The sequence below is a fragment of the Streptomyces sp. NPDC048623 genome, from assembly GCF_040650755.1.
Classification (GTDB): domain Bacteria; phylum Actinomycetota; class Actinomycetes; order Streptomycetales; family Streptomycetaceae; genus Streptomyces.
The window spans coordinates 114,577-135,379 of the sequence record NZ_JBEZHV010000017.1 but is presented as its reverse complement, the minus strand read 5'-3'; the positions used below and the strand labels follow the sequence as shown (position 1 = coordinate 135,379).

Here is a 20,803-nt window from a genome sequence, read left to right as displayed (position 1 = left end):
CTCGTCATGCCCATGCCCGCGCGCAATCGGCGCCCGGGCGGTACAGACGGATGATGTGGAGAACCCATGGCTCATCTGGGATCGCGGCGCGGCCGAGTACTCGCTCTGCCGGCCGGTCTCGCGCTCACGGCCTCGCTCGGTTTCCTTCCGACCGGCGCCGCCTCCGCCGCGGAACTGTCCGACGCACCGGCGGCCGCCGTGGCCACGGACGGCCCGGAGCTGTCGTACGTCGTCAACATCGACAACAGCCCTTGGACGGGCGCGGCCGTGAAGAAGGCGATAGCCGCCGCGGGCGGCGAGGTGGTCGTGTCCTACGACCGGATCGGAGTGATCGTCGTCCACTCGCGCAACCCCGAGTTCGCGCGGGCGATCCGCCAGGTGCGTGGTGTGGTGTCGGCCGGCGCGACCCGTACGGCGCCGCTGTCCGCGCAGTCCGACGACACCGTCGACGAGGGCTCGCAGGAACTGACGCCGGCGGAGATCAAGGCCGCGGCGGCCGCCGCCACGGGCGATCAGGACCCGATGGAGCCCCTGCAGTGGGACCTGCCGGCCATCAAGGCCGACAAGGCGCACGAGAAGACCCTCGGCTCCAGGAACGTGACGGTCGGCATCATCGACACCGGTGTGGACGACACCCACCCGGATCTGGCGCCGAACTTCGACGCGGCCGCGTCCGCCAACTGCGTCAGCGGCAAGGCCGACACGACGCCGGGCTCGTGGCGTCCGAACCCGGGCGAGAGCGACCACGGCACGCACGTGGCCGGCACCATCGGCGCCGCCAAGAACGGCATCGGCGTCACCGGCATCGCGCCGGGCGTGAAGCTCGCCGGCATCAAGGTGGCCACCCCGGACGGCTTCTTCTACACCGAGGCCGTGGTCTGCGGCTTCATGTGGGCGGCCGAGCACGGCGTCGACATCACCAACAACAGCTACTACACCGACCCGTGGCTGTTCGCCTGCAAGACCGACGAGGACCAGAAGGCCCTCATCGAGGCGGTCACCCGCGCGACCCGCTACGCGGAGCGCAGGGGCACGGTCAACGTGGCGGCGGCCGGCAACTCGAAGTTCGACCTGGCGGCCGACACGATCACGGACACCACCAGCCCGAACGACACCACTCCGGGCACCCGTGACATCGACACCGCGCAGTGCTTCGACTACCCGTCGCAGCTGCCGGGCGTGGTGACGGTCTCCGCGACCGGCGCCAAGGGTCTCAAGGCGTCCTACTCCAACTACGGCATGGGCGTCATCGACGTCGCGGCGCCCGGCGGCGACCGCACCGAGTACCAGACCCCGGACGCCCCGGCGGTCAACGGCCGCATCCTGTCGACCACGGTCAACGGCGGCTACAACTACAAGGCCGGCACCTCGATGGCCTCGCCGCACGTGGCGGGTGTCCTCGCGCTCCTGAAGTCGACCCACCCGTACGCGAGCCCGGCGGCGCTGAAGGCTCTGCTGTACGCGCAGGCCGACGAGCACGCGTGCACCGACCCGTACGACATCGACGGCAACGGCACCGTCGACGCGGTGTGCGTGGAGGGCGCGGACAAGAAGAACGGCTTCTACGGGGCCGGCATCGTGAACGCGCTGGACGCGGTCCGCTGGTGACCGGTCTCGCCTGAGTGGAACCGCCCGTGGCACTGAGTGCCACGGGCGGTTCTATCGTGTGTCCATGGACAACACAGTGCGTACGGGTACGGAGTTGTTGTGGTCGGCCCTGGGCGGCGATCCCGTCCTGCTCGACCGGGTCGCGTACGGCGGCCCCTCGGGACTGCTTCCGGCCCGCCTGCCGGTGATGGATCTGGCACGGGCGACGGTCGCGGTGGCGGGGCTCGCGGCGGTGGAACGGGCCGGGCTTCCGGGTCCGGTGCGGGTGGACGACGGGGCGGTGGCGACGGCCTTCGTCAGCGAGCGGCATCTGCGGGTGGACGGGCGGGCGCCGGTGAACTTCGCGCCGCTGTCCCGGTTCTGGCGGGCGGCCGACGGCTGGGTCCGTACGCACGCCAACTACCCGCACCACAAAGCCGCGTTGCTCGCCGCTCTGAAGGCGCCCGATTCCGTGGAGGCGGTCGCGGCGGCGATCGGCGAGCGGAAGGCCGTCGAGATCGAGACGGCGGTGTACGGGGCCGGAGGCCTGGCCGTCGCCCTGCGCACGCCCGAGGAGTGGGCCGCGCACGAGCAGGGCCGGGAGGTGGCCGCGCGCCCGCTGCTGACCCGGGAGACGCTGGACGGGGCCGCACCGCCGCGGCGCGCGGGCCGCCCGCTGAGGGTGCTCGACCTGACCCGGGTCATCGCGGGCCCGGTCGCCACCCGGACGCTCGCGCTGCTCGGCGCGGACGTGCTGCGGATCGACCCGCCTGGCAACCCCGAGCTGCCGGACCAGCACGCCGACACGGACATCGGGAAGCGGACGGCGGCCCTGGACCTCGACAGCCCGTCGGACCGGCGTGCCTTCGGCGAACTCCTCGACGCGGCCGACGTGTTGGTGACCGGCTACCGGCCGGGCGCCCTCGACCGCCTCGACCTGCACCGGCCCGGCCTGGTGACCGCCCGGCTGTCGGCCTGGGGCGACTACGGGCCCTGGCGCGAACGGCGGGGCTTCGACAGCCTGGTGCAGGTGGCGACCGGCATCGCGGCCGTGGAGGGCTCGCGCTCCGGAGGGGAGGAAGCGCCTGAGCAGCAGCCGGGCGCGCTGCCCGCGCAGGCCCTGGACCACGGCACGGGCTATCTGCTCGCTGCGGCCGTGCTGCGCTCGCTGACCGAGCAGGACCGGGACGGCGGCACCCGGCTCGTACGGCTGGCCCTCGCGCAGACCGGCCACTGGCTGACGCACACGCTCCCCCGGTACGAGCCGGAGCGCCACCTCACGGAGACCGACGGACCCCTCGGCCGGCTGCGGCACGCGCTCTCGCCGGTGGCGTACGAGGGCGGCCCGGCGGGCTGGTCGCGCCCGCCGGGCATCGCCGGGGCCGACACCCCGGAGTGGCTTCCGCTCAGGGCTTGACGAGGACCTTGAGGGCGGTGCGCTCGTCCATCGCGCGGTAGCCGCCGGGGACGCCGTCCAGGTCCACGGTCAGGTCGAAGACCGGGGAGGGGTCGATCGTCCCGTCGAGGACGTCCGGGAGCAGCTCGGGGATGTACGCCCGGACCGGGGCGACGCCGCCGCGCAGGGCGATGTTCCGGTCGAACATGACGGACAGGTCGAGGCCGGTGCCGGAGCCGTGCGGGACGCCGACGTAGCCGATGGAGCCGCCGTCGCGGGTGATGTTCACGGCGGTGCGCATGGACTGCTCGGTGCCGACCGCCTCGATGACGGCGTGGGCGCCCTGACCGCCGGTGAGTTCGCGGACGGCGGCCTCGGCGGCCTCGCCGCGCTCGGCGACGACGTCGGTGGCGCCGAAGGTGCGGGCGATGTCCGTACGGGCGGTGTGCCGGCCGAGGGCGATGATCCGCTCGGCGCCGAGCCGCTTGGCGGCGAGGACTCCGCACAGGCCGACGGCGCCGTCGCCGACGACGGCGACCGTGCCGCCCTTCCGGACGCCCGCGCCGAGGGCGGCGTGGTGGCCGGTGCCCATGACGTCGGAGAGCGCGAGCAGCGCGGTGAGCAGGTGGTCGTCGGAGGCGGCCTCGGCGGGCAGCTTGACGAGGGTGCCGTCGGCGTACGGGACGCGGACGGCCTCGCCCTGGCCGCCGTCGGAGCCGACGGAGCCCCAGAAGCCGCCGTTGGGGCAGGAGGTGTGGAGGCCCTCGGCGCAGTACTCGCAGCTGCCGTCGGACCAGACGAAGGGGGCGACGACGAGGTCCCCGGTGCGGAAGTCACGGACGTCCGCGCCCACCTCCTCGACCAGGCCGAGGAACTCGTGGCCGATGCGCTGTCCGGGCTGCCGGGCGGACTCGCCGCGGTAGGCCCACAGGTCGCTGCCGCAGATGCAGGCGCGCACCACGCGGACGACGACGTCCGTGGACTGCTTGATCACGGGGTCGGGCACGTCCGCCACGCGCATGTCGAAGGGGGCGTGGATGGTGGTGGCGCGCATGGGGGACGTTCCTTGCTTCAGGTGCTGCTGGGTTCCAGCCTTGTACGACATTCACCGTACATCGCGCTCGCGCGCAGGGTTCCCTCCGTGAGCAGGTACTGCGCCGCGATGTAGGTCAGCATGACCCAGAAGTCGGGCGCGGGCAGCTGGGGCCGGTCGGCGATGCCGGTGGCGATGAGGGTGTCGGACAGCAGGAAGAGGGCGCCGCCGATGCCGGTCATGACGCCGAGGGAGCTCGACCGGTAGGCCATCGCGGTGAGCAGCAGCGAGTAGCCGGCGACGGGGACGCGCAGGCCGTCCGGAAGGCCGGGCCAGAGCGCGGTCACGGTGACGCCGAGGACGACGCCGTAGACCAGGCCGAGCAGCGGGGACGTACGCCTGCGGCCGAAGAGAAACAGATAGCAGAGGTGTCCGGCGGCGAAACAGCCCATGCCGACGAGGAAGGCCCCGTCGGCGTCGGCCATCAGGAACACGTCGCCGGCCCAGCCGCAGAGCAGGGCGGCGAGCAGCGGCTTCGGCGCGCTCCTGGTGGCGGCGTACGCGGCGAGCAGCGGCATCAGGAGCGGTTTGGCGACCTGGTGGCCGGCGTGGACCCCGGCGAGCAGGGAACCGAGGTCGACGAGGGCCGCGAGCAGGAAAGCGACCAGAAGGCCCCGTGAGAGGCGGCTCATGCGGCCGCCTCCGGCGCGACGCTGCCCTGGGCCTCGGGCCCCGAAGGCTCCGGCCCCGGCTCCGGCTCCGGTCCCGGTCCCGGTCCCGGTTGCCAGCCCGGACCGCGGAACACCCGCCCGGCCCGCTCGCGCCAGCTGCTCGCGGACCTGAGGTCGCGGGCGATGGCGGCGTACTCGTGGGTGGCGACGCGCAGCGGGTTGTAGGTGGTGATGTTCTTGGTGAGCCCGTAGACGGGCTGCTCGGTCTCGGGGACGAAGGAGCCGAACAGGCGGTCCCAGACGATGAGGATGCCGCCGAAGTTGCGGTCCAGGTAGCCGCCCTGGGAGGCGTGGTGGACCCGGTGGTGCGAGGGCGTGTTGAGCACGTACTCGAAGGGGCGGGGCAGCCGGTCGATCCGCTCGGTGTGGATCCAGAACTGGTAGACGAGGCTCACCGAGGAGCAGAACGCCACGGCCGCCGGGTGCACGCCGAGCGCGATCATCGGCAGATAGAACGGCCAGGACGTGAGACCGGTCCAGGGCTGGCGCAGCGCGGTGCTGAGGTTGAACTTGCGGCTGCTGTGGTGGACCACGTGGCTGGCCCACAGGATGCGGATGACGTGGTGGCCGCGGTGCTGCCAGTAGTAGCAGAGGTCCTGCGCGAGCAGCATCAGGAGGATCGTCCACCACAGCACGGGCACGCGCAGCGGCGTCAGCTCGTACACGGCGGTGTAGATCGCGACGACCGGGATCTTCCACAGCGCGTCGAAGAAGAGACTGCCGAGCCCCATCCCGATGCTGGTGGCGGCGTCCTTCGCCTCGTATCCGGCGGCGTCGTCGTCCGGGTGGAGCCGGTAGCTGACCATCTCGACGACGGTGAGCAGGACGAACGCCGGTATGGACCAGAGCACGACATCGGGCAGGTTCGGCATGCCGATGACGGTAGAGGCGGGGCGAGGCCACGCCTAGATGTCTTTACCAACAAGTAAGTAAGACCGGATGTCAGCAAGCTTTGGCGCCTTCCGGCAACACGCACGCGTGCAGTCCCTCAGACCCCCGCCGCACCGAGGAGCGACCCCGCCGCGTACGTCACCCCCATCGCCAGCGCGCCGCCCGCGACATTGCGGACGATGGCGCGCGAGGGCGGGGCGGCGCCGAGGCGGGCGGAGGACCAGCCCGTGAGGGTGAGGGCGGCGAGGACCGAGACCACGGTGATCCAGAGGCGGTGGTCGGCCGGCGGCAGCACGATCGCGAGGAGCGGGAGCAGGGCGCCGACCGTGAAGGCCAGGAAGCTGGCACCGGCCGCGTGCCAGGGGTTGGTGAGCGCGTCGGGGTCGATGCCCAGCTCCACGCGCGCGTGCGCCCGCAGGGCGTCGCGCTCGGTGAGCTGGGCGGCGGCCTCGCGGGCGATGTCCGGGCTGAGCCCGCGCCGGGCGAGCAGTTCGGTGAGCTCGGCGAGCTCGGCCTCCGGCTCCTCCCGCAGCTCGCGGCGCTCCTGGGCGAGCGCGGCCTTCTCGGAGTCGCGCTGCGTGGAGACGGAGACGTACTCCCCCGCCGCCATCGACATGGAGCCGGCCAGCAGTCCGGCGAGGCCGGCGGTGAGCAGGGCGTCCCGGGATTCGGTGGCGCCGGCGACGCCGACGACGAGGCCGGCGGTGGAGACGACTCCGTCGTTGGCGCCGAGCACGGCGGCCCGGAGCCAGTTGAGCCGGGAGCCGAGGCCGCCGCCGTGGGCCTCGTCGTGTGCGGGGACGTGTGCGGGTGCGTCGGTCACCCCAGGAGGGTCGCACTCCGCACCCCACCGGCCGCGCACCGACCCGCCTTTCGCGAAAGCGGCGGCCTGCTCGGCCGAGGGTCCGCCAACTCGGCCGCGGGCGGGCGGGAGTGGGGCGCGGGGGTGGCCGCCGGCGCGGGGTGAGCGAACTCCGTACGAAAGGATCCGGCCATCGAAACGGACACCGCGCGCGGGAGTGTCCGTCGCGGCCCGTATTCTCAGTGACCGTGCTTGACGACCGTACGACAGCAGCGACGTGGCCGACCGCGTACCCGCAGGGGTACGCGGTCGTCGACGTGGAGACCACCGGCCTCGCCCGCGACGACCGGATAGTGTCGGCTGCCGTCTACCGGCTCGACGCCCAGGGCAATGTCGAGGACCACTGGTACACCCTGGTCAACCCGCAGCGGGATCCCGGCCCGGTGTGGATCCACGGGCTCACCAGCGACATGCTCGAAGGCGCGCCGCTGTTCCCGGAGATCGCCGAGGAGTTCTCGGCCCGCCTGGACGGCCGGGTGCTCGTCGCGCACAACGCGATGTTCGACTGGCAGATGATCGCCCGCGAGTACGCGCGCGCCGAGGCCACCGCGCCGGTGCGGCAGCGGCTGTGCACCATCGCGCTGTCGAAGGAGCTCGCGCTGCCGCTGCCGAATCACAAGCTGGAGTCGCTCGCCGCGCACTTCGGCGTGGTGCAGCAGCGCGCGCACAACGCGCTCGACGACGCGCGGGTGCTCGCGGAGGCGTTCCGCCCGAGCCTGCACGCGGCCGCCGAGCGGAACGTACGGCTCCCGCTCCTGGAGTGCCGCCCGCTGACCGAGTGGGCCTCGGCGCCCGCGCAGCCGCGGATCGGCTACCAGGCCTCGTACCGTGCGAACAGCTGGCGCCCGTCCAGGAAGCGCCCCGCCTGCCCGTATCCGAACCCCGGACGCTACTCGTCCGACGCTCCGCTCAAGCAGGGCATGCGGGTGGCGTTCTCCGGCGACACCTCGATCGACCGTGAGCTCCTCGAGGACCGCACGGTCGAGGCCGGGCTGCACGTGGCGAGCAGTGTGTCGCGGCTCACCAGTCTGCTCGTCACCAACGACCCGGACTCCGCCACCGGCAAGACCCTCAAGGCCAGGTCGTTCGGCACGCCGATCGTCGACGAGGCCGCCTACACCCAGCTGCTGCGGGACGTCGCCCCGGCAGACGAGTGACGGACGTGCGGGTGACGGCACACGGGTGACGGCCCGGCGCGGGCCGGGCGCGCCGCCCGACCTTCGCCCGTCCGTGGCCCCACCCTGTGGCGCATGGCACGTTGTGAGGTTTGCGGAAACGACTACGGCATGGCCTTCGAGGTGCACGCGCAGGGCGCGGTGCATGTCTTCGACTGCTTCGCCTGCGCCATCCACCGCATGGCACCCATCTGCGAGCACTGCCGGGTCCAGATCATCGGCCAGGGCGTCGAGGTCGAGGGCAGCTGGTACTGCGGGGGCCACTGCGCCCGCGCGGAGGGGAGGGTGGGCATCATCGACAAGGTGTGACGAAACGATCCCCTCCCCCTCCGGCACCCGCCGCGAGGGGGCCACGGGTGACACGGTACGGTCGATCGCGTGTACCGCTTCCTGTTGTCCCGGCAGTGGGTGATCCTCACCCTCGTGGCCCTCGTCCTCATCCCCGTGATGATCGAGCTGGGCTTCTGGCAGTTCCACCGGCACGAGCACCGGGTCGCCCAGAACGCCCTGATCGCGGACAACCTGGTGGCGAAGCCCGTCCCGGTCGAGAGCGTCACCTCCCCCGGGCACACCGTGCCGCGCGCCGACTACTGGCGGCGGGTGAGCGCCACCGGCACCTTCGACCCCGCGCGCGAGGTCGTGGTGCGCCGCCGCACCTCGGCCGACGACCAGGTCGGCGTGCACGTGCTGACCCCGCTGGTCCTGAAGGACGGCAGGGTCGTCATGGTCAACCGGGGCTGGGTCCCGGCCGCCGCCGACCAGCGGTCCTACCCGGACGTGCCGCCCGCCCCGAAGGGCGAGATCACGGTCACCGGCCGGCTGATGGCCGACGAGACCACCGGCGCCAGCGGCATCAAGGACCTCAAGGGCCTGCCGGACCGTCAGGTCATGCTGATCAACAGCGCGCAGCAGGCCGCCCTGCAGGGCCGCACGGTGCTCGGCGGCTACATCGAGCAGACCGCGCCGGTGCCGGCCGGGGACTCGCCCGAGCTGATCGAGGAGCCGGACCACGAGTCGATCGGCCCGCACATGGCGTACGCGATCCAGTGGTGGCTGTTCGCGGGCGGCGTGCCGGTCGGCTGGTTCATCCTGGTGCGGCGCGAGAAGCGCGACCGGGCGGCGGCGGCCGCCGCCGCAGAGACCGAGGCGGCGGAGGGGACTCCCGAGCCGACCGAGCCGACCGAGCCGGCCGGGGCGACCGCCTGAGCCGGCCGACCACCGCCCGGCCCGAGTGACCGACGCCTCACCGCCGATCGCCGGTCGGCGCTGATTGACCGTCCTCGCTTCCGGGAACAGCCCAAAGCGTGACGCAACGTATCGACGACTACGCCCTGATCGGCGATCTGCAGACCGCCGCGCTCGTCGGCCGCGACGGGTCGGTCGACTGGCTGTGTCTGCCCCGCTTCGACTCCGCCGCGTGCTTCGCCGCCCTCCTCGGCGACGAGGACAACGGGCACTGGCGGATCGCTCCCAAGGGCGCCACCACCTGCACGAGTCGCCGGTACGCCGAGAACAGCCTGGTCCTGGAGACCACCTGGGAGACCCGTACGGGCACGGTCAGGGTCACCGACTTCATGCCGCAGCGGGACAGGGCCCCCGACCTCATGCGGATCGTGGAGGGCGTCAGCGGGAGCGTCGAGATGAGCTCCGTGCTGCGGCTGCGCTTCGACTACGGCTCGATCGTGCCGTGGGTGCGCCGCGCCGACGGGCACCGGGTGGCGATCGCCGGGCCCGACTCGGTGTGGCTGCGCAGCGAGCCGCCGGTGAAGACCTGGGGCCAGCAGTTCTCGACCTGCTCCTCCTTCACCGTCGGCGCGGGCGAGAAGGTGGCCTTCGTGCTCACCTGGCACCCCTCCCACGAACCGCGCCCCGCGCTCGTCGACCCCTTCGAGGCCCTGGAGCAGTCGCTCGCCGACTGGCGGGCGTGGGCCGCCCGCTGCACGTACGACGGCCCGTACCGGGACATCGTGGTGCGCTCCCTGATCACCCTGAAGGCACTCACCTACGCCCCCACCGGCGGCATCGTCGCCGCGCCCACGACCTCCCTGCCCGAGGAGCTCGGCGGGGTGCGCAACTGGGACTACCGGGCCTGCTGGCTGCGCGACTCCTCGCTCACCCTCGGCGCGCTGCTGTCCGCCGGCTACGCCGAGGAGGCGGCGGCCTGGCGGGACTGGCTGCTGCGCGCGGTGGCCGGCGACCCGGCCGACCTCCAGATCATGTACGGGCCGGCGGGCGAGCGCCGGCTGGCCGAGACGACCCTGCCCTGGCTGCGCGGCTACGCCGACTCGGCACCCGTACGCACCGGGAACGCGGCCGTCGACCAGCTCCAGCTCGATGTGTACGGCGAGGTGCTCGACTCGCTGTGCCGGGCCCGGGAGGCCGGCATCCCGGCCCAGCGGCACGCCTGGAACCTCCAGCTGAGCCTGCTCGGCTTCCTGGAGTCGACCTGGCGCGAGCCCGACGAGGGCCTGTGGGAGGTGCGCGGCCCGCGCCGGCACTTCGTGCACTCCAAGGTGATGTGCTGGGTGGCGGCCGACCGGGCGGTGCGCGCCCTGGAGGACGACCCGTCGCTGCCGGGGGACGCGGCGCGCTGGCGGGCGATGCGCGACGAGATCCACGCGGAGGTGTGCGCGAAGGGCTTCGACCCGGAGCGGAACACCTTCACGCAGGCGTACGGCTCGCGCGCGCTCGACGCGGCGACGCTGCTCATCCCGCGGGTGGGCTTCCTGCCGCCGGACGACCCGCGGGTGGTGGGCACGGTCGACGCGGTACGGGCGGAGCTGACGCACGGCGGCTTCGTGCGCCGCTACTCGACGGAGGGCACCTCGGCCTCGGTCGACGGACTGCCGGGTCAGGAGGGCACCTTCCTGGTGTGCTCGTTCTGGCTGGCGGACGCGCTACGGATGACCGGGCGCGTGAAGGAGGCCCGGGAGCTGTTCGGCCGGCTGGCCGGGCTGTGCAGCGACGTGGGGCTGCTCGCGGAGGAGTACGACCCGGTGACGGGCCGCCAGCTGGGGAACTTCCCGCAGGCCTTCAGCCACATCGGTCTGGTGGGCACCGCCCTCGAACTGGCCGCCGAGGAGGAGCAGGCGGCAGGATAGGCCCATGGATCTTGGACTGAAGGACCGTGTGTACGTGGTGACCGGCGCGACCCGCGGGCTCGGCCGGGCCTCGGCCGAGGCGCTGCTCGCGGAGGGCGCGAAGGTGCTGGTCACCGGACGCGAGGAAGGGACGGTCGCGGAGGCGGCGCGGGAGCTGGGTCCGGGCGCGGCGGGTGTGGCCGCCGACAACTCCGACCCGGGCACCCCGGACCGGCTGATCGCCGAGGCGCGGTCGCGGTTCGGCGGCTTCGACGGCGTGCTGATCAGCGTGGGCGGCCCGGCGCCGGGCTTCGCCGTGGACAACACGGACGAGGAGTGGGCGGCGGCCTTCGGCACGGTGTTCCTGGGCGCGGTGCGGATGGCCCGGGCGGCGGCGGACACGCTGCCGGAGGGCGGGGTCATCGGCTTCGTGCTCTCGGGTTCGGTGCACGAGCCGATCCCCGGTCTGACCATCTCGAACGGTCTGCGGCCCGGGCTCGCCGGTTTCGCCAAGTCCCTCGCCAACGACCTGGGCCCGCGCGGCATCCGGGTGGTCGGGCTGCTGCCGAGCCGGATCGACACCGACCGGGTGCGCCAGCTGGACGCGATGTCCGGGGACGCGGACGCCTCCCGCGCGGCGCACGAGGCGACGATCCCGCTGCGCCGCTACGGCACCCCCGAGGAGTTCGGCCGCACGGCCGCGTTCCTGCTCTCGCCGGCCGCCTCGTACCTCACGGGCGTGATGCTGCCGGTGGACGGCGGCGCGCGCAGCGGCTTCTAGCGCTCTGAGGCATCGTCAGGACACCCGGCGCGCACGGTGCTTGACCGCGCGCAGCCGGGCCTCGGTGGGCAGGGCCGGCAGGCCGGTGGAGGTACGGGCGTTGCCGAGGGCCTCGGCCGACAGGGCGGTCAGGGCGTCGGCCGGGGAGGCGTAGGCCTCCAGGAGCAGGGCGACCCGCGTGCGGGGCGCGGCACGGCGGCCGGTGAGCGCGACCCTGGCCCGGGCGACACCCTCCTGGGCTCGCGCCTCCGCCTCCATGACGGCCTCCAGGGCCCGGCCGCGCAGCACGGCCTCCTCGCCGTCGCCGGTGTCGACGAGGACCTCGCGGAGCCGGGCCCGGCGGAACTGGGCGATCAGCCACCACAGGGCGAGCAGCACGACGAGCCCGAGCAGGGCGATGACCGTCGGCCACCACCAGCTCTCGGCCCGCCAGTGCTGCCGCTCGGAGCGGCTGAGCAGCACGTCGCCGGGGCCCGACCAGGGCCGCCAGGACGGCAGGCCGCCCACGTCGAGCGCGGCCGGCAGCACGGCCGCACCGCCGACGACGAGCAGCAGCCCCACGAGGGCGAGCACGGTCCGGTTGACGCGCCGGAGCACCACGGCCACCGGGTCACCCCTTCCTGGGCGGCCGGGCCACCCGTACGGTCAGGGCCGGCGGGTGGGCGAGCCCCAGTTCGTCGATGCCGCCGGTGAGGACGGTCTCCAGGTCGGCGCGGACCTCGTCGAGTTCGCGGAAGTGGGAGACGGCCCGGACGCCGACCTTGGCGCGGCCCATCCTGACCCGTACGGACCGCACGCCGGACACCTCCATGGCGCGGTCGCGCAGCGCGAGGGCGGCGGCCTCCCGGTCGAGTCCGGCGCGTAGGTCGGTGTGTTCCCGGCGCATGGGGAGGATGGCCCGCAGGCCCGGGGTGAGGGCGAGGACGAGCAGCCAGGCGCCGAGGGCGACGGCGACGGCCGCGCCGGTGATCACCCAGGTGTCGTCCAGGGGGCGGGTGGCGAGGTCGTCGGCGAGGGAGCGGCGCCAGGCCATGGCGGAGCGCTCGGCGCGGACGGCGGCGACGTCGTAGAGGAGCAGTCCGGCGCCGCCGAGCAGGACGGCGGCGAGGACGGCGGCGGGGATGCGCCGTACGGACCAGAAGCGGCGTACGGGCGGGCCGTGGTGATCGCCGCCGGGGGCCGGGGTGTCCTTCTCCAGGCCGGGCAGGTTCCCGGGCCCGGCGGGCCCCTCCGGCCCCGGCCGTTCCCCGGGCCGTTCGCCCTGCCGGTCCCCCGGCTGGCCCTCCGACCGTTCCCCCGGTCGGTTCTCCGGCACCGGGCCGCCGTCCTCAGGCCCGTGCGCCGGTCCGTGCGCCGGTCCGTGCTCCGGTCTCTCCTCCGGTCCGGTGCTCATTTCAGCCGCCCCCGTTTCCGGTCGTGCGCGGTGTGCGCCGAGTGGAGGCGTTCGACGTGCACGGTGACCTCGTGGACCTCGATGCCGGCGAGGGTCTCGACCCGGTGCCGGACCCGGCCGCGCACGGCGCCGCACTGCCGGCCCAGATCGGAGGGGTAGTCGAGTTCGAGGCTGACCGACACCCGGGCGACGTCCCGGTGGACGACCACCGAGGCGTGCGGCGGGTGCCCTTCCTTCGGTACGGAGGTCAGCGCCTCCCGGGCCGCCTGGGCCGCGATCTTGGCGACCACCCGGTCGGCGATCGTGGTCGCGCCCCGGGCGGCCGCACCGACCCGGTCCGTCCGCTGTTCGAGCAGGTCCGGCACCCGGGTCACCGCCGCCGGTCGCCGCGCTCGCGGCTCCGGAAGAAGTCGCCGGGCTCCAGGTCCCCGTCGAGGAACCGGCCCACCACGAACCCGACCGCGCCGAGGGCGGCGACCAGGACGAACGCGCCGAAGCCGCCGAAGTACCCGGCGAAGCCGAGCGCCATGCCGGCCACCAGGCCGACCACCGCCATGCTCATGCTTGACCCCTTCCGCCGTGCCGGCCGCGGCTACTGGAGCCGGGTCTCCGGCTCCTCTTCCTCTTCGTCCGGCAGCTTGACGTCGCTGACGGCGATGTTGACCTCGACGACCTCCAGGCCGGTCATGCGCTCGACGGCGGCGATGACGTTCTCGCGCACCGCGCCGGCGACGTCGGCGATGGAGACGCCGTAGTCGACGACGATCTCCAGGTCGAGCGCGGTCTGCACCTCGCCGACCTCGGCCTTGACGCCGCGGGTCGCGCCGCTGGACTTGCCGCCCCCGCCGGGCACCCGCTCGCGGACGGCGCCGAGGGTGCGGGAGAAACCGCTGCCCATGGCGTGGACGCCGACGACATCGCGGGCGGCGAGCCCGGCGATCTTCTCGACGACGCCGTCGGCGATGGTGGTACGGCCCCGGGACGCGGGGTCGCCGCCGCCGCGCTTGGTCACCGGGTTCTGCTGGTCGGAGTGCGCGTTGTCAGCCATCGCGACCCGTCCCTTCCGTGAGGCTTTGCCTTGTTCACTCACATTCGCCCACATTAAGGCGACCTGCCCGGTATCGCGCCGGGGATGCGGCAGGCTGGGGCCATGACGACGGACCGGTTGTTGCCGCTCGGCGAGGCGGCGGACGGCGCATGGATCGCGGAGCGGGCGGTACGGGCCGCGCTCCTGGACGCTGCCCGAGGGGTACGGGGCGTGGTGCCGGAGCCGCCGCGGTTCCGGCTCGCGGACGCCGCCGGCGGCGTCCCCTTCCCCGTACCGCCGGGTGGGCTGCCGCCCGGGCCGCTGCGGGTGTCGCTGGCCCTCGCGGCGCTGCCGGGGCGCCCGCTGCCGGAGCTCACGGACCGGCTGCGGGCCGCGCTGCTCCGTACGGCGGAGGAGTCCCTGGGCCTGGTGGTGGCGGAGGTGGATCTCCGGGTGACGGAGCTCCTCGACGCGGCGCCGAATTCCCCGGCCCCGACTGCGCCGCCCGGGCGAACCTCCCCGCCCGCCCCCGACGACCCGGCCGCGCTCGCCGCCCTCGCGGCCCCGGGCGTGGCGGCCCTGACCGATGTCTTCGGCCCGCCGGTGCAGCACCTTCCGGGTGCCGGTCTGAGGGTCGAGGTCGCGGTGACGGCGGGCCACCGGGCCCTGGACACGGCGCGTGCCCTGCGCACGGCCGTGACCGCCGCCGCCCCGGGGGCGACGACGGTCACGGTGGTGGTGTCGGAGCTGCGGTGAGACCGCGTCCGGCGGCTCAGTCGCCGAGGCCCGCCAGGTCGCGCAGGCGGCGGCCCTGGGCGGCGCGCTCGGCGGCGCGCTGCTCCTCGTACGAGCGGCCGGAGACGCCCTGGAGCAGCGCCTTGGTCTCGATGACCGCGGAGCGCGGTGCGGCGAGCAGCGCGGCGCTGAGGTCCCGTACCGCGCCGTCGAGCTCGGCGGCGGGCACGGCGATGTTGGCCAGGCCGATGCGCTCGGCCTCCTCGGCGTGGACGAACCGGCCGGTCGCGCAGATCTCCAGCGCGCGGGCGTAACCCACGAGGGAGACCAGGGGGTGCGTGCCGGTGAGGTCAGGGACCAGGCCCAGGCTGGTCTCGCGCATGGCGAACTGCACGTCGTCGGCGACGATCCGCAGGTCGCACGCGAGCGCGAGCTGGAAACCGGCGCCGATGGCGTGGCCCTGGACGGCCGCGATCGACACGAGGTCGCTGCGGCGCCACCAGGTGAACGCCTCCTGGTACTCGGCGATGAGCACGTCGAGGTCCGCCTCGGACCCGCGCGCCATGTCAAGGAAGGACGGCTCTCCGTCGAAGCCCTCGGGCGTGAACGCCTGCCGGTCGAGTCCGGCGGAGAAGGACTGGCCCTCTCCGCGCAGCACCACGATCCGGACGCTGCCCGGGAGTGACCGCCCGGCCTCCGTCAACGCCCGCCACAGAGCGGGAGACTGGGCGTTGCGCTTCGCCGGGTTGGTCAGGGTCACCGTGGCGACGGCGTCCTCGACGGTGAGCCGTACACCGTCCTTGTCGAAAACGAGCTCGTTGAGCTCGGAGTCGTCGAGCGAAGTCATGGGGCGCCTCCGGTTCCGGGTGCAGCACTGCGGCACTGTCGTGTCAGATGCTAAGTGACTGCACAGTAACCACCCGGCCGGCCGCAGGGCCGACCGGGTGGCCACCGAAAGACCCGGTGGACCGATCGAGCCGCCCCGATGTCAGGCCGAGGCCGCCTTCTTGCCCCGTGTCGCTCCGCCGCGTCCACGCAGCGTGACTCCGGACTCGCTGAGCATCCGGTGGACGAATCCGTAGGAGCGGCCGGTTTCCTCGGCCAGCGCCCGGATGCTCGCACCGGAGTCGTACTTCTTCTTCAGGTCTGCCGCGAGCTTGTCGCGCGCGGCGCCGGTCACCCGGCTGCCCTTCTTCAGAGTCTCGGCCACCCGTGCCTCCTCATGGGAAGTGCGCTCTGGACTTCTCATGATCACCCCTCTCGGACGTCCTGGCCACCCATTCGACAAGGTCCGTGCCAAGAGCTTGCGCCGAGCGGCGCGGACCGTCACGAACGGAGTTGATCGTTCCGCACACTCCGGAACCGGCTCCGGGACGGCCCCCACCGCGAAGTGCCAGGTCAGAGCGGCCATACGGAGGTCAAACGGAAAAGAGAGCGGCGCGGGCCCTGCCGGAAGGATTCCGCAGGGCCCGCGCCGAAGGTACGAGACGCTCTCACTCAGATGATGGATCACCCATGAGCCGAATGATCCAGTACGGCGGGTCAGGCCGGGTCGGGCCAGGGCTGCTACGCCAGGGCGACCAGGTCCGCGTAGTCCGCGCCCCACAGGTCCTCGACGCCGTCCGGGAGCAGGATGATCCGCTCCGGGTCGAGCGCCTCGACGGCGCCCTCGTCGTGGGTGACGAGCACGACCGCGCCCTTGTAGGTGCGCAGCGCGCCGAGGATCTCCTCGCGGCTGGCCGGGTCGAGGTTGTTGGTGGGCTCGTCGAGGAGCAGCACGTTCGCCGAGGAGACGACCAGGGTCGCGAGCGCCAGACGGGTCTTCTCGCCGCCGGAGAGCACCCCGGCCGGCTTGTCGACGTCGTCGCCGGAGAACAGGAAGGAGCCGAGCACCTTGCGCACCTCGACCAGGTCGAGGTCGGGGGCGGCGGAGCGCATGTTCTCCAGGACCGTGCGCCCGGGGTCGAGGGTCTCGTGCTCCTGGGCGTAGTAGCCGAGCTTGAGGCCGTGGCCCGGGGTGACCTCGCCGGTGTCGGGCTGCTCGACGCCGCCGAGGAGGCGGAGGAGGGTGGTCTTGCCCGCACCGTTGAGGCCGAGGATGACGACCCGGGAGCCCTTGTCGATGGCGAGGTTCACGTCGGTGAAGATTTCGAGGGAACCGTACGACTTGGACAGGCCCTCCGCGGTGAGCGGGGTCCGGCCGCAGGGCGCGGGCTCCGGGAAGCGCAGCTTGGCGACCTTGTCGGTGGCCCGGACCGCCTCAAGGCCGGACAGCAGGCGCTCGGCGCGCTTGGCCATGTTCTGCGCGGCGACGGTCTTGGTGGCCTTGGCGCGCATCTTGTCGGCCTGCGAGTTGAGCGCGGCGGCCTTCTTCTCGGCGTTCTGGCGCTCGCGGCGGCGGCGCTTCTCGTCGGCCTCGCGCTGCTGCTGGTAGAGCTTCCAGCCCATGTTGTAGACGTCGATGACCGAGCGGTTGGCGTCCAGGTAGAAGACCTTGTTCACGACGGTCTCGACCAGGTCGACGTCGTGGGAGATGACGATGAAGCCGCCGCGGTAGGTCTTGAGGTAGTCGCGCAGCCAGACGATCGAGTCGGCGTCGAGGTGGTTGGTGGGCTCGTCGAGGAGCAGGGTGTCCGCGTCGGAGAAGAGGATGCGGGCGAGCTCGATCCGGCGGCGCTGACCGCCGGAGAGGGTGTGCAGCGGCTGGCCGAGGACCCGGTCGGGCAGGCCGAGCGCGGCGGCGATGGTGGCGGCCTCGGCCTCGGCGGCGTACCCGCCCTTGGTGAGGAACTCGGTCTCCTGGCGCTCGTACTGCCTGAGGGCCTTCTCGCGGGTGGCGCCGGAGCCGGTGGCGATGCGCTCCTCGTTCTGGCGCATCTTGCGCAGCAGGACGTCGAGGCCGCGGGCGGACAGCACGCGGTCGCGGGCGAGCACGTCGAGGTCGCCGGTGCGCGGGTCCTGCGGGAGGTAGCCGACCTCGCCGGAGGAGGTGATGGTGCCGGCGGCGGGCTGGCCCTCGCCGGCCAGGCACTTGGTGAGCGTGGTCTTGCCCGCTCCGTTGCGGCCGACGAGACCGATGCGGTCGCCCTTGGCGACACGGAAGGAAGCGTTCTCGATGAGGACTCGGGCGCCGGCGCGCAGCTCGATGCCGGAAGCGGTGATCACGGACAGACTCCAGGGCGGTGGGAAACGGCGGAAGGACGGCTGAGCGGAGCTTCGACGCCGCTAATGCACGGGGAGAATGGCCATGCGGCCAGTCTAACGGGCGCCTGCAACTGCTTTTCGGCCATGCGACCTACCTCACATGCCTCACAAAAGGGGTGAGGCTCTCCTGGCCTGCCGATACTCGGCAGAGACGGAGACGTGGAGGGCGGTGGGCATGCAGTTCGACGACGACGCCGATCTGGACACATCGGAGGTCAAGGACGTCCGCGGCAGCCGCATTCCCGGCGGCCGGGCCACGGTCGGCGGCGGCATCGCGGGCGTCATCGCCCTGATCCTCGGCCTGCTCTTCGGGGTCGGCCCCGATCAGCTCGGTCTGTCCTCCGGCGGCGACGAACCGGCCGCCACCGTCTCCTCCGCGGCCCAGGTGCAGCAGACCTGCCGCACCGGCGCGGACGCGAACACCCGCGAGGACTGCCGGATCGTGGCCGTCGTCAACAGCGTGCAGGACTACTGGCGCGCCGAGTACGCCCGCCGCGGCGGGAACTACGGCACCGCCCCGACCGTCATGTTCACCCGGCAAGTCCCCACCGCCTGCGGCCAGGCCGGCTCGGCGGTCGGCCCCTTCTACTGCCCCGGCGACCGGCAGGTCTATCTCGACCTGGGCTTCTTCGACGAGCTGCGCACCACGTTCGGCTCGACCGGCGGGCCCTTCGCACAGGCCTATGTGGTGGCGCACGAGTACGGGCACCACGTCCAGAACCTGATGGGCACCCTGGCCCGCGCCCAGGACGGCCGGACGGGCGCGAACTCCAACGCGGTGAAGGTCGAGCTCCAGGCCGACTGCTACGCCGGGGTCTGGGCCCGGCACGCGACCACCACGCCCGACGAGAAGACGGGCCGCCCGCTGCTCACCCGGCTGACCGACGAGGACATCCGCGACGGCCTGGATGCGGCGGCGGCGGTCGGCGACGACCGCATCCAGGAGCGCTTCCAGGGCCGCGTCACCCCGGAGAACTGGACCCACGGCTCGGCCGCGCAGCGGCAGCAGTGGTTCTACCAGGGCTATCGCACCGGCGACATGGCGCAGTGCAACACCTTCCGATGAGCAGGGCCGAAATGGAGGCGATCACCGTGGCGGACGCACCCGACATCTGTCCGACGCTGCTGTACGAGGACGCGAAGGCGGCGATCGCGCAGCTCACCGAGGCCTTCGGCTTCACCGCCGACGCCGTGCACGAGGGCGAGGACGGGCGTGTGGTGCACGCCGAGCTGTCCTACGGCAACGGCATGGTGATGCTGGGCAGCAAGGGCACCGGCAGCGTCTTCGACCGGTCGATGAGCGGCGCCGGGCCGGTCGGCGTGTACGTGCGCGTCGCCGACGTGGACGCGCACCACGCGCGCGCGGTCGCGGCCGGCGCCGAGATCCTGATGCCGCCGACCGACCAGGACTACGGCTCCCGGGACTACCTGGCCCGGGACACCGGGGGCAACGTCTGGAGCTTCGGGACGTACGCCCCCGGCGCGGCCGGCTAGGGCCCGTCCGGAGAGGCCCTGGGGCCTGCTAGGACCCGCCGGTGTGGACCTGGAAGGCGGCGCGGCGGACGGCCTTGGCCAGGGCCGGGTCCGGGTGGGCGGCGGCGAGGGCGACCAGGACCTGGACGGTGCGGGGGTGGTTGATGGCGCGGACCTCGTCGAGCAGGGCCGGGACCGTGCCCTGCACGGCGGAGTCCAGGTGCCGTACGAGCAGGGCGCTCTCACCGTGGTCGGCGACGGCCGCCGCGGTGTCGACCCACAGCCAGGTGGCCTCCTCGCGGGTCAGCACCTCCGGCGCCTCGTCCGGGTCGGCGCCCTCGTACTCGGCGAGCCAGAGCAGGGCGTACGGGCGGAGCGAGGCGTCCGCGAGGGCGGCACGGACCTCGGGCTCGGCCGGGGCGCCGACGACGCGGAGGGCCTCGAAGGCGAGACCGCGCAGCAGGGCGTCCTCGCCGCGGGCGACCGCGAGGAGTTCGGCGACGGCGCTGGAGAGGGTGCGGGCGGCGAGCCAGGCGCGGTACTCGTCGCGGGCCGGGCCGGGGGTGAGCCGGGCGCAGCCGCGGAGCATGTCCTCGGCGGACTGCTCGATGTTGCCGGCCGGGCTCTGCGCGGCCACGCAGATCTGCTCCAGCTTGACCCAGACCGCCCAGTTGCCGAGCGGGGTGAGGGTCGCGTGGCGGCTGTCCCCGGCCGTGCCGAGGGTCAGCGCGCCGACCGCGGCGAGGCCCTCAAGGGCCCAGTCGAGCAGCGGGGGCAGGCCGCCCTCGGCGGGGGCCTGTTCCACGGCCTCGCCGGGGCCCGGCACCTCGCAGCGCTCCTCGCGGAGCTCGTCCACGCGCTGCTCCAGGAGGTCGAGCAGTCCGCTCACGGCGACCGGCCCCGCGGAGAGCTGGAGCAGCGAGAGCACCTGCGGGACGGCCTCGACGACCTCGGCGACGGCGCCGGGGGCGACGTCCTCGGGGGCCGGGTGCGCCAGCGACCAGGCGTCGAACAGCGCGACCCAGCCGCGCAGCACGGCGGAGTCGTCCCGGTCCCAGGCGTGCAGCCGCCAGCCGGGGCGCGCGGTGTCGCCGTGCAGCTCGACGAGCCCGGCGAGCCGTGCCCGGTCCCAGCCGGCCCGGATCTGCCCGGGGGTCAGTTCCAGCGCGGCGGCGGCGCGTTCCCCGTCCGGTGGTGCCGTCTCGGGCCGCCGGCCGCCGGCCGCCCAGCGGGCGATCCGTACCGCGTCGGCGAGCACCGCACGCGCCTGCAGGGCGAGTTCCGCACGGGGCGGAGTCCCCTCTGGCGGTCGCGGCGCCGGGCGGGTCCGCCGGGCCGTCACGGCCTTTCGTGCGGTGGCGAGGGCCCCCGGACGGACGAGTCGGAGTCTGGAGTTGCGCGCGAAGGGTTCATCGGGCTTTCGAGACGTCACGGA

Annotated in this window: 23 protein-coding genes; 10 read left to right on the top strand and 13 right to left on the bottom strand. The window is 73.5% G+C overall.

Annotated features, from left to right (window positions below; translation table 11 throughout):
• Nucleotides 1–66: 66 nt before the first annotated feature.
• Both AB0C73_RS24010 and AB0C73_RS24005 read left to right on the top strand, forming a co-directional pair.
• Nucleotides 67–1,608 (top strand): S8 family serine peptidase, encoded by a 1,542-nt coding sequence (locus AB0C73_RS24010; protein WP_362533597.1) that lies wholly within the window; start codon nucleotides 67–69, stop codon nucleotides 1,606–1,608.
• A 64-nt stretch (nucleotides 1,609–1,672) separates the two neighbouring features.
• Complete coding sequence (locus AB0C73_RS24005) at nucleotides 1,673–3,004, top strand: CoA transferase (protein WP_362533595.1); 1,332 nt, start codon at nucleotides 1,673–1,675, stop codon at nucleotides 3,002–3,004.
• Here the strand turns inward: AB0C73_RS24005 and AB0C73_RS24000 are convergent.
• The 4 genes from AB0C73_RS24000 to AB0C73_RS23985 form a co-directional block, all read right to left on the bottom strand.
• Nucleotides 2,994–4,037, bottom strand: coding sequence for a zinc-dependent alcohol dehydrogenase family protein (locus tag AB0C73_RS24000; RefSeq protein ID WP_362533592.1), 1,044 nt, complete (start codon nucleotides 4,035–4,037; stop codon nucleotides 2,994–2,996). The genes AB0C73_RS24005 and AB0C73_RS24000 overlap by 11 nt on opposite strands.
• Nucleotides 4,038–4,054: 17 nt before the next feature.
• Nucleotides 4,055–4,708 carry a lysoplasmalogenase gene (locus AB0C73_RS23995; protein WP_362533590.1) on the bottom strand — a complete coding sequence of 218 codons (654 nt, stop codon included), beginning with the start codon at nucleotides 4,706–4,708 and terminating at the stop codon, nucleotides 4,055–4,057.
• Nucleotides 4,705–5,619 carry a sterol desaturase family protein gene (locus AB0C73_RS23990; RefSeq protein WP_362533588.1) on the bottom strand — a complete coding sequence of 305 codons (915 nt, stop codon included), beginning with the start codon at nucleotides 5,617–5,619 and terminating at the stop codon, nucleotides 4,705–4,707. The genes AB0C73_RS23995 and AB0C73_RS23990 overlap by 4 nt, the downstream gene beginning before the upstream one ends.
• A gap of 116 nt (nucleotides 5,620–5,735) precedes the next feature.
• Complete coding sequence (locus AB0C73_RS23985; protein WP_362533585.1) at nucleotides 5,736–6,461, bottom strand: VIT family protein; 726 nt, start codon at nucleotides 6,459–6,461, stop codon at nucleotides 5,736–5,738.
• Nucleotides 6,462–6,682: 221 nt separating this feature from the next.
• Here AB0C73_RS23985 and AB0C73_RS23980 point away from each other — a divergent pair, with 221 nt between their 5' ends.
• The 5 genes from AB0C73_RS23980 to AB0C73_RS23960 all read left to right on the top strand — a co-directional run bounded on the left by AB0C73_RS23980 (nucleotide 6,683) and on the right by AB0C73_RS23960 (nucleotide 11,536).
• Nucleotides 6,683–7,657, top strand: coding sequence for a DEDDh family exonuclease (locus AB0C73_RS23980; protein WP_362533583.1), 975 nt, complete (start codon nucleotides 6,683–6,685; stop codon nucleotides 7,655–7,657).
• Between the two features lie 93 nt (nucleotides 7,658–7,750).
• Entirely contained in the window at nucleotides 7,751–7,984 is a 234-nt protein-coding gene (locus tag AB0C73_RS23975) for a hypothetical protein (RefSeq protein ID WP_362533582.1), read from the top strand.
• A gap of 69 nt (nucleotides 7,985–8,053) precedes the next feature.
• A complete protein-coding gene (locus AB0C73_RS23970) occupies nucleotides 8,054–8,881 on the top strand; it encodes an SURF1 family protein (protein ID WP_362533580.1) in 828 nt (275 codons plus the stop codon).
• A 98-nt stretch (nucleotides 8,882–8,979) separates the two neighbouring features.
• Nucleotides 8,980–10,776, top strand: coding sequence for a glycoside hydrolase family 15 protein (locus tag AB0C73_RS23965; protein ID WP_362533578.1), 1,797 nt, complete (start codon nucleotides 8,980–8,982; stop codon nucleotides 10,774–10,776).
• Between the two features lie 4 nt (nucleotides 10,777–10,780).
• Nucleotides 10,781–11,536 (top strand): SDR family oxidoreductase, encoded by a 756-nt coding sequence (locus tag AB0C73_RS23960; protein ID WP_362533575.1) that lies wholly within the window; start codon nucleotides 10,781–10,783, stop codon nucleotides 11,534–11,536.
• Nucleotides 11,537–11,551: 15 nt separating this feature from the next.
• On the opposite strand, the gene amaP is transcribed toward AB0C73_RS23960, so the two are convergent.
• The 5 genes from amaP to AB0C73_RS23935 form a co-directional block, all read right to left on the bottom strand.
• Nucleotides 11,552–12,142, bottom strand: a complete 591-nt coding sequence (gene amaP / locus AB0C73_RS23955; RefSeq protein WP_362533573.1) for an alkaline shock response membrane anchor protein AmaP — start codon at nucleotides 12,140–12,142, stop codon at nucleotides 11,552–11,554.
• A gap of 4 nt (nucleotides 12,143–12,146) precedes the next feature.
• A complete protein-coding gene (locus tag AB0C73_RS23950; protein WP_362533698.1) occupies nucleotides 12,147–12,734 on the bottom strand; it encodes a DUF6286 domain-containing protein in 588 nt (195 codons plus the stop codon).
• Nucleotides 12,735–12,925: 191 nt separating this feature from the next.
• Entirely contained in the window at nucleotides 12,926–13,303 is a 378-nt protein-coding gene (locus AB0C73_RS23945; protein ID WP_362533570.1) for a hypothetical protein, read from the bottom strand.
• On the bottom strand, nucleotides 13,300–13,491 hold the full coding sequence (locus AB0C73_RS23940) for a hypothetical protein (RefSeq protein ID WP_362533568.1): 192 nt from the start codon (nucleotides 13,489–13,491) through the stop codon (nucleotides 13,300–13,302). Before AB0C73_RS23940 ends, AB0C73_RS23945 begins: the two co-directional genes overlap by 4 nt.
• 30 nt (nucleotides 13,492–13,521) lie before the next feature.
• Nucleotides 13,522–13,977, bottom strand: a complete 456-nt coding sequence (locus AB0C73_RS23935) for an Asp23/Gls24 family envelope stress response protein (protein ID WP_362533566.1) — start codon at nucleotides 13,975–13,977, stop codon at nucleotides 13,522–13,524.
• Between the two features lie 102 nt (nucleotides 13,978–14,079).
• On the opposite strand from AB0C73_RS23935, the gene AB0C73_RS23930 reads away from it, so the two are divergent.
• Complete coding sequence (locus AB0C73_RS23930) at nucleotides 14,080–14,712, top strand: hypothetical protein (protein WP_362533563.1); 633 nt, start codon at nucleotides 14,080–14,082, stop codon at nucleotides 14,710–14,712.
• A 16-nt stretch (nucleotides 14,713–14,728) separates the two neighbouring features.
• Here the strand turns inward: AB0C73_RS23930 and AB0C73_RS23925 are convergent, their stop codons facing one another.
• The 3 genes from AB0C73_RS23925 to AB0C73_RS23915 form a co-directional block, all read right to left on the bottom strand.
• Nucleotides 14,729–15,538, bottom strand: coding sequence for an enoyl-CoA hydratase/isomerase family protein (locus AB0C73_RS23925; RefSeq protein WP_362533560.1), 810 nt, complete (start codon nucleotides 15,536–15,538; stop codon nucleotides 14,729–14,731).
• Nucleotides 15,539–15,679: 141 nt separating this feature from the next.
• Nucleotides 15,680–15,901 (bottom strand): helix-turn-helix domain-containing protein, encoded by a 222-nt coding sequence (locus AB0C73_RS23920; RefSeq protein ID WP_006123601.1) that lies wholly within the window; start codon nucleotides 15,899–15,901, stop codon nucleotides 15,680–15,682.
• A gap of 356 nt (nucleotides 15,902–16,257) precedes the next feature.
• Nucleotides 16,258–17,856 carry an ABC-F family ATP-binding cassette domain-containing protein gene (locus tag AB0C73_RS23915; protein WP_362533557.1) on the bottom strand — a complete coding sequence of 533 codons (1,599 nt, stop codon included), beginning with the start codon at nucleotides 17,854–17,856 and terminating at the stop codon, nucleotides 16,258–16,260.
• 214 nt (nucleotides 17,857–18,070) lie between these two features.
• Here AB0C73_RS23915 and AB0C73_RS23910 point away from each other — a divergent pair, with 214 nt between their 5' ends.
• Both AB0C73_RS23910 and AB0C73_RS23905 read left to right on the top strand, forming a co-directional pair.
• Complete coding sequence (locus AB0C73_RS23910) at nucleotides 18,071–18,961, top strand: neutral zinc metallopeptidase (RefSeq protein ID WP_362533554.1); 891 nt, start codon at nucleotides 18,071–18,073, stop codon at nucleotides 18,959–18,961.
• Nucleotides 18,958–19,389, top strand: coding sequence for a VOC family protein (locus AB0C73_RS23905; protein ID WP_362533552.1), 432 nt, complete (start codon nucleotides 18,958–18,960; stop codon nucleotides 19,387–19,389). The genes AB0C73_RS23910 and AB0C73_RS23905 overlap by 4 nt, the downstream gene beginning before the upstream one ends.
• A 28-nt stretch (nucleotides 19,390–19,417) precedes the next feature.
• Here the strand turns inward: AB0C73_RS23905 and AB0C73_RS23900 are convergent, their stop codons facing one another.
• Nucleotides 19,418–20,710 (bottom strand): hypothetical protein, encoded by a 1,293-nt coding sequence (locus AB0C73_RS23900; RefSeq protein ID WP_362533696.1) that lies wholly within the window; start codon nucleotides 20,708–20,710, stop codon nucleotides 19,418–19,420.
• Nucleotides 20,711–20,803 lie beyond the last annotated feature (93 nt).

Bases quoted from the DNA above. Each gene is read 5' to 3' on its own strand.
- AB0C73_RS24010 (WP_362533597.1), top strand. From the start codon at position 67: ATGGCTCATCTGGGATCGCGGCGCGGCCGAGTACTCGCTCTGCCGGCC.
- AB0C73_RS24005 (WP_362533595.1), top strand. From the start codon at position 1,673: ATGGACAACACAGTGCGTACGGGTACGGAGTTGTTGTGGTCGGCCCTG.
- AB0C73_RS24000 (WP_362533592.1), bottom strand. From the start codon at position 4,037: ATGCGCGCCACCACCATCCACGCCCCCTTCGACATGCGCGTGGCGGAC.
- AB0C73_RS23995 (WP_362533590.1), bottom strand. From the start codon at position 4,708: ATGAGCCGCCTCTCACGGGGCCTTCTGGTCGCTTTCCTGCTCGCGGCC.
- AB0C73_RS23990 (WP_362533588.1), bottom strand. From the start codon at position 5,619: ATGCCGAACCTGCCCGATGTCGTGCTCTGGTCCATACCGGCGTTCGTC.
- AB0C73_RS23975 (WP_362533582.1), top strand. From the start codon at position 7,751: ATGGCACGTTGTGAGGTTTGCGGAAACGACTACGGCATGGCCTTCGAG.
- AB0C73_RS23960 (WP_362533575.1), top strand. From the start codon at position 10,781: ATGGATCTTGGACTGAAGGACCGTGTGTACGTGGTGACCGGCGCGACC.
- AB0C73_RS23940 (WP_362533568.1), bottom strand. From the start codon at position 13,491: ATGAGCATGGCGGTGGTCGGCCTGGTGGCCGGCATGGCGCTCGGCTTC.
- AB0C73_RS23935 (WP_362533566.1), bottom strand. From the start codon at position 13,977: ATGGCTGACAACGCGCACTCCGACCAGCAGAACCCGGTGACCAAGCGC.
- AB0C73_RS23930 (WP_362533563.1), top strand. From the start codon at position 14,080: ATGACGACGGACCGGTTGTTGCCGCTCGGCGAGGCGGCGGACGGCGCA.
- AB0C73_RS23925 (WP_362533560.1), bottom strand. From the start codon at position 15,538: ATGACTTCGCTCGACGACTCCGAGCTCAACGAGCTCGTTTTCGACAAG.
- AB0C73_RS23910 (WP_362533554.1), top strand. From the start codon at position 18,071: ATGCAGTTCGACGACGACGCCGATCTGGACACATCGGAGGTCAAGGAC.
- AB0C73_RS23905 (WP_362533552.1), top strand. From the start codon at position 18,958: ATGAGCAGGGCCGAAATGGAGGCGATCACCGTGGCGGACGCACCCGAC.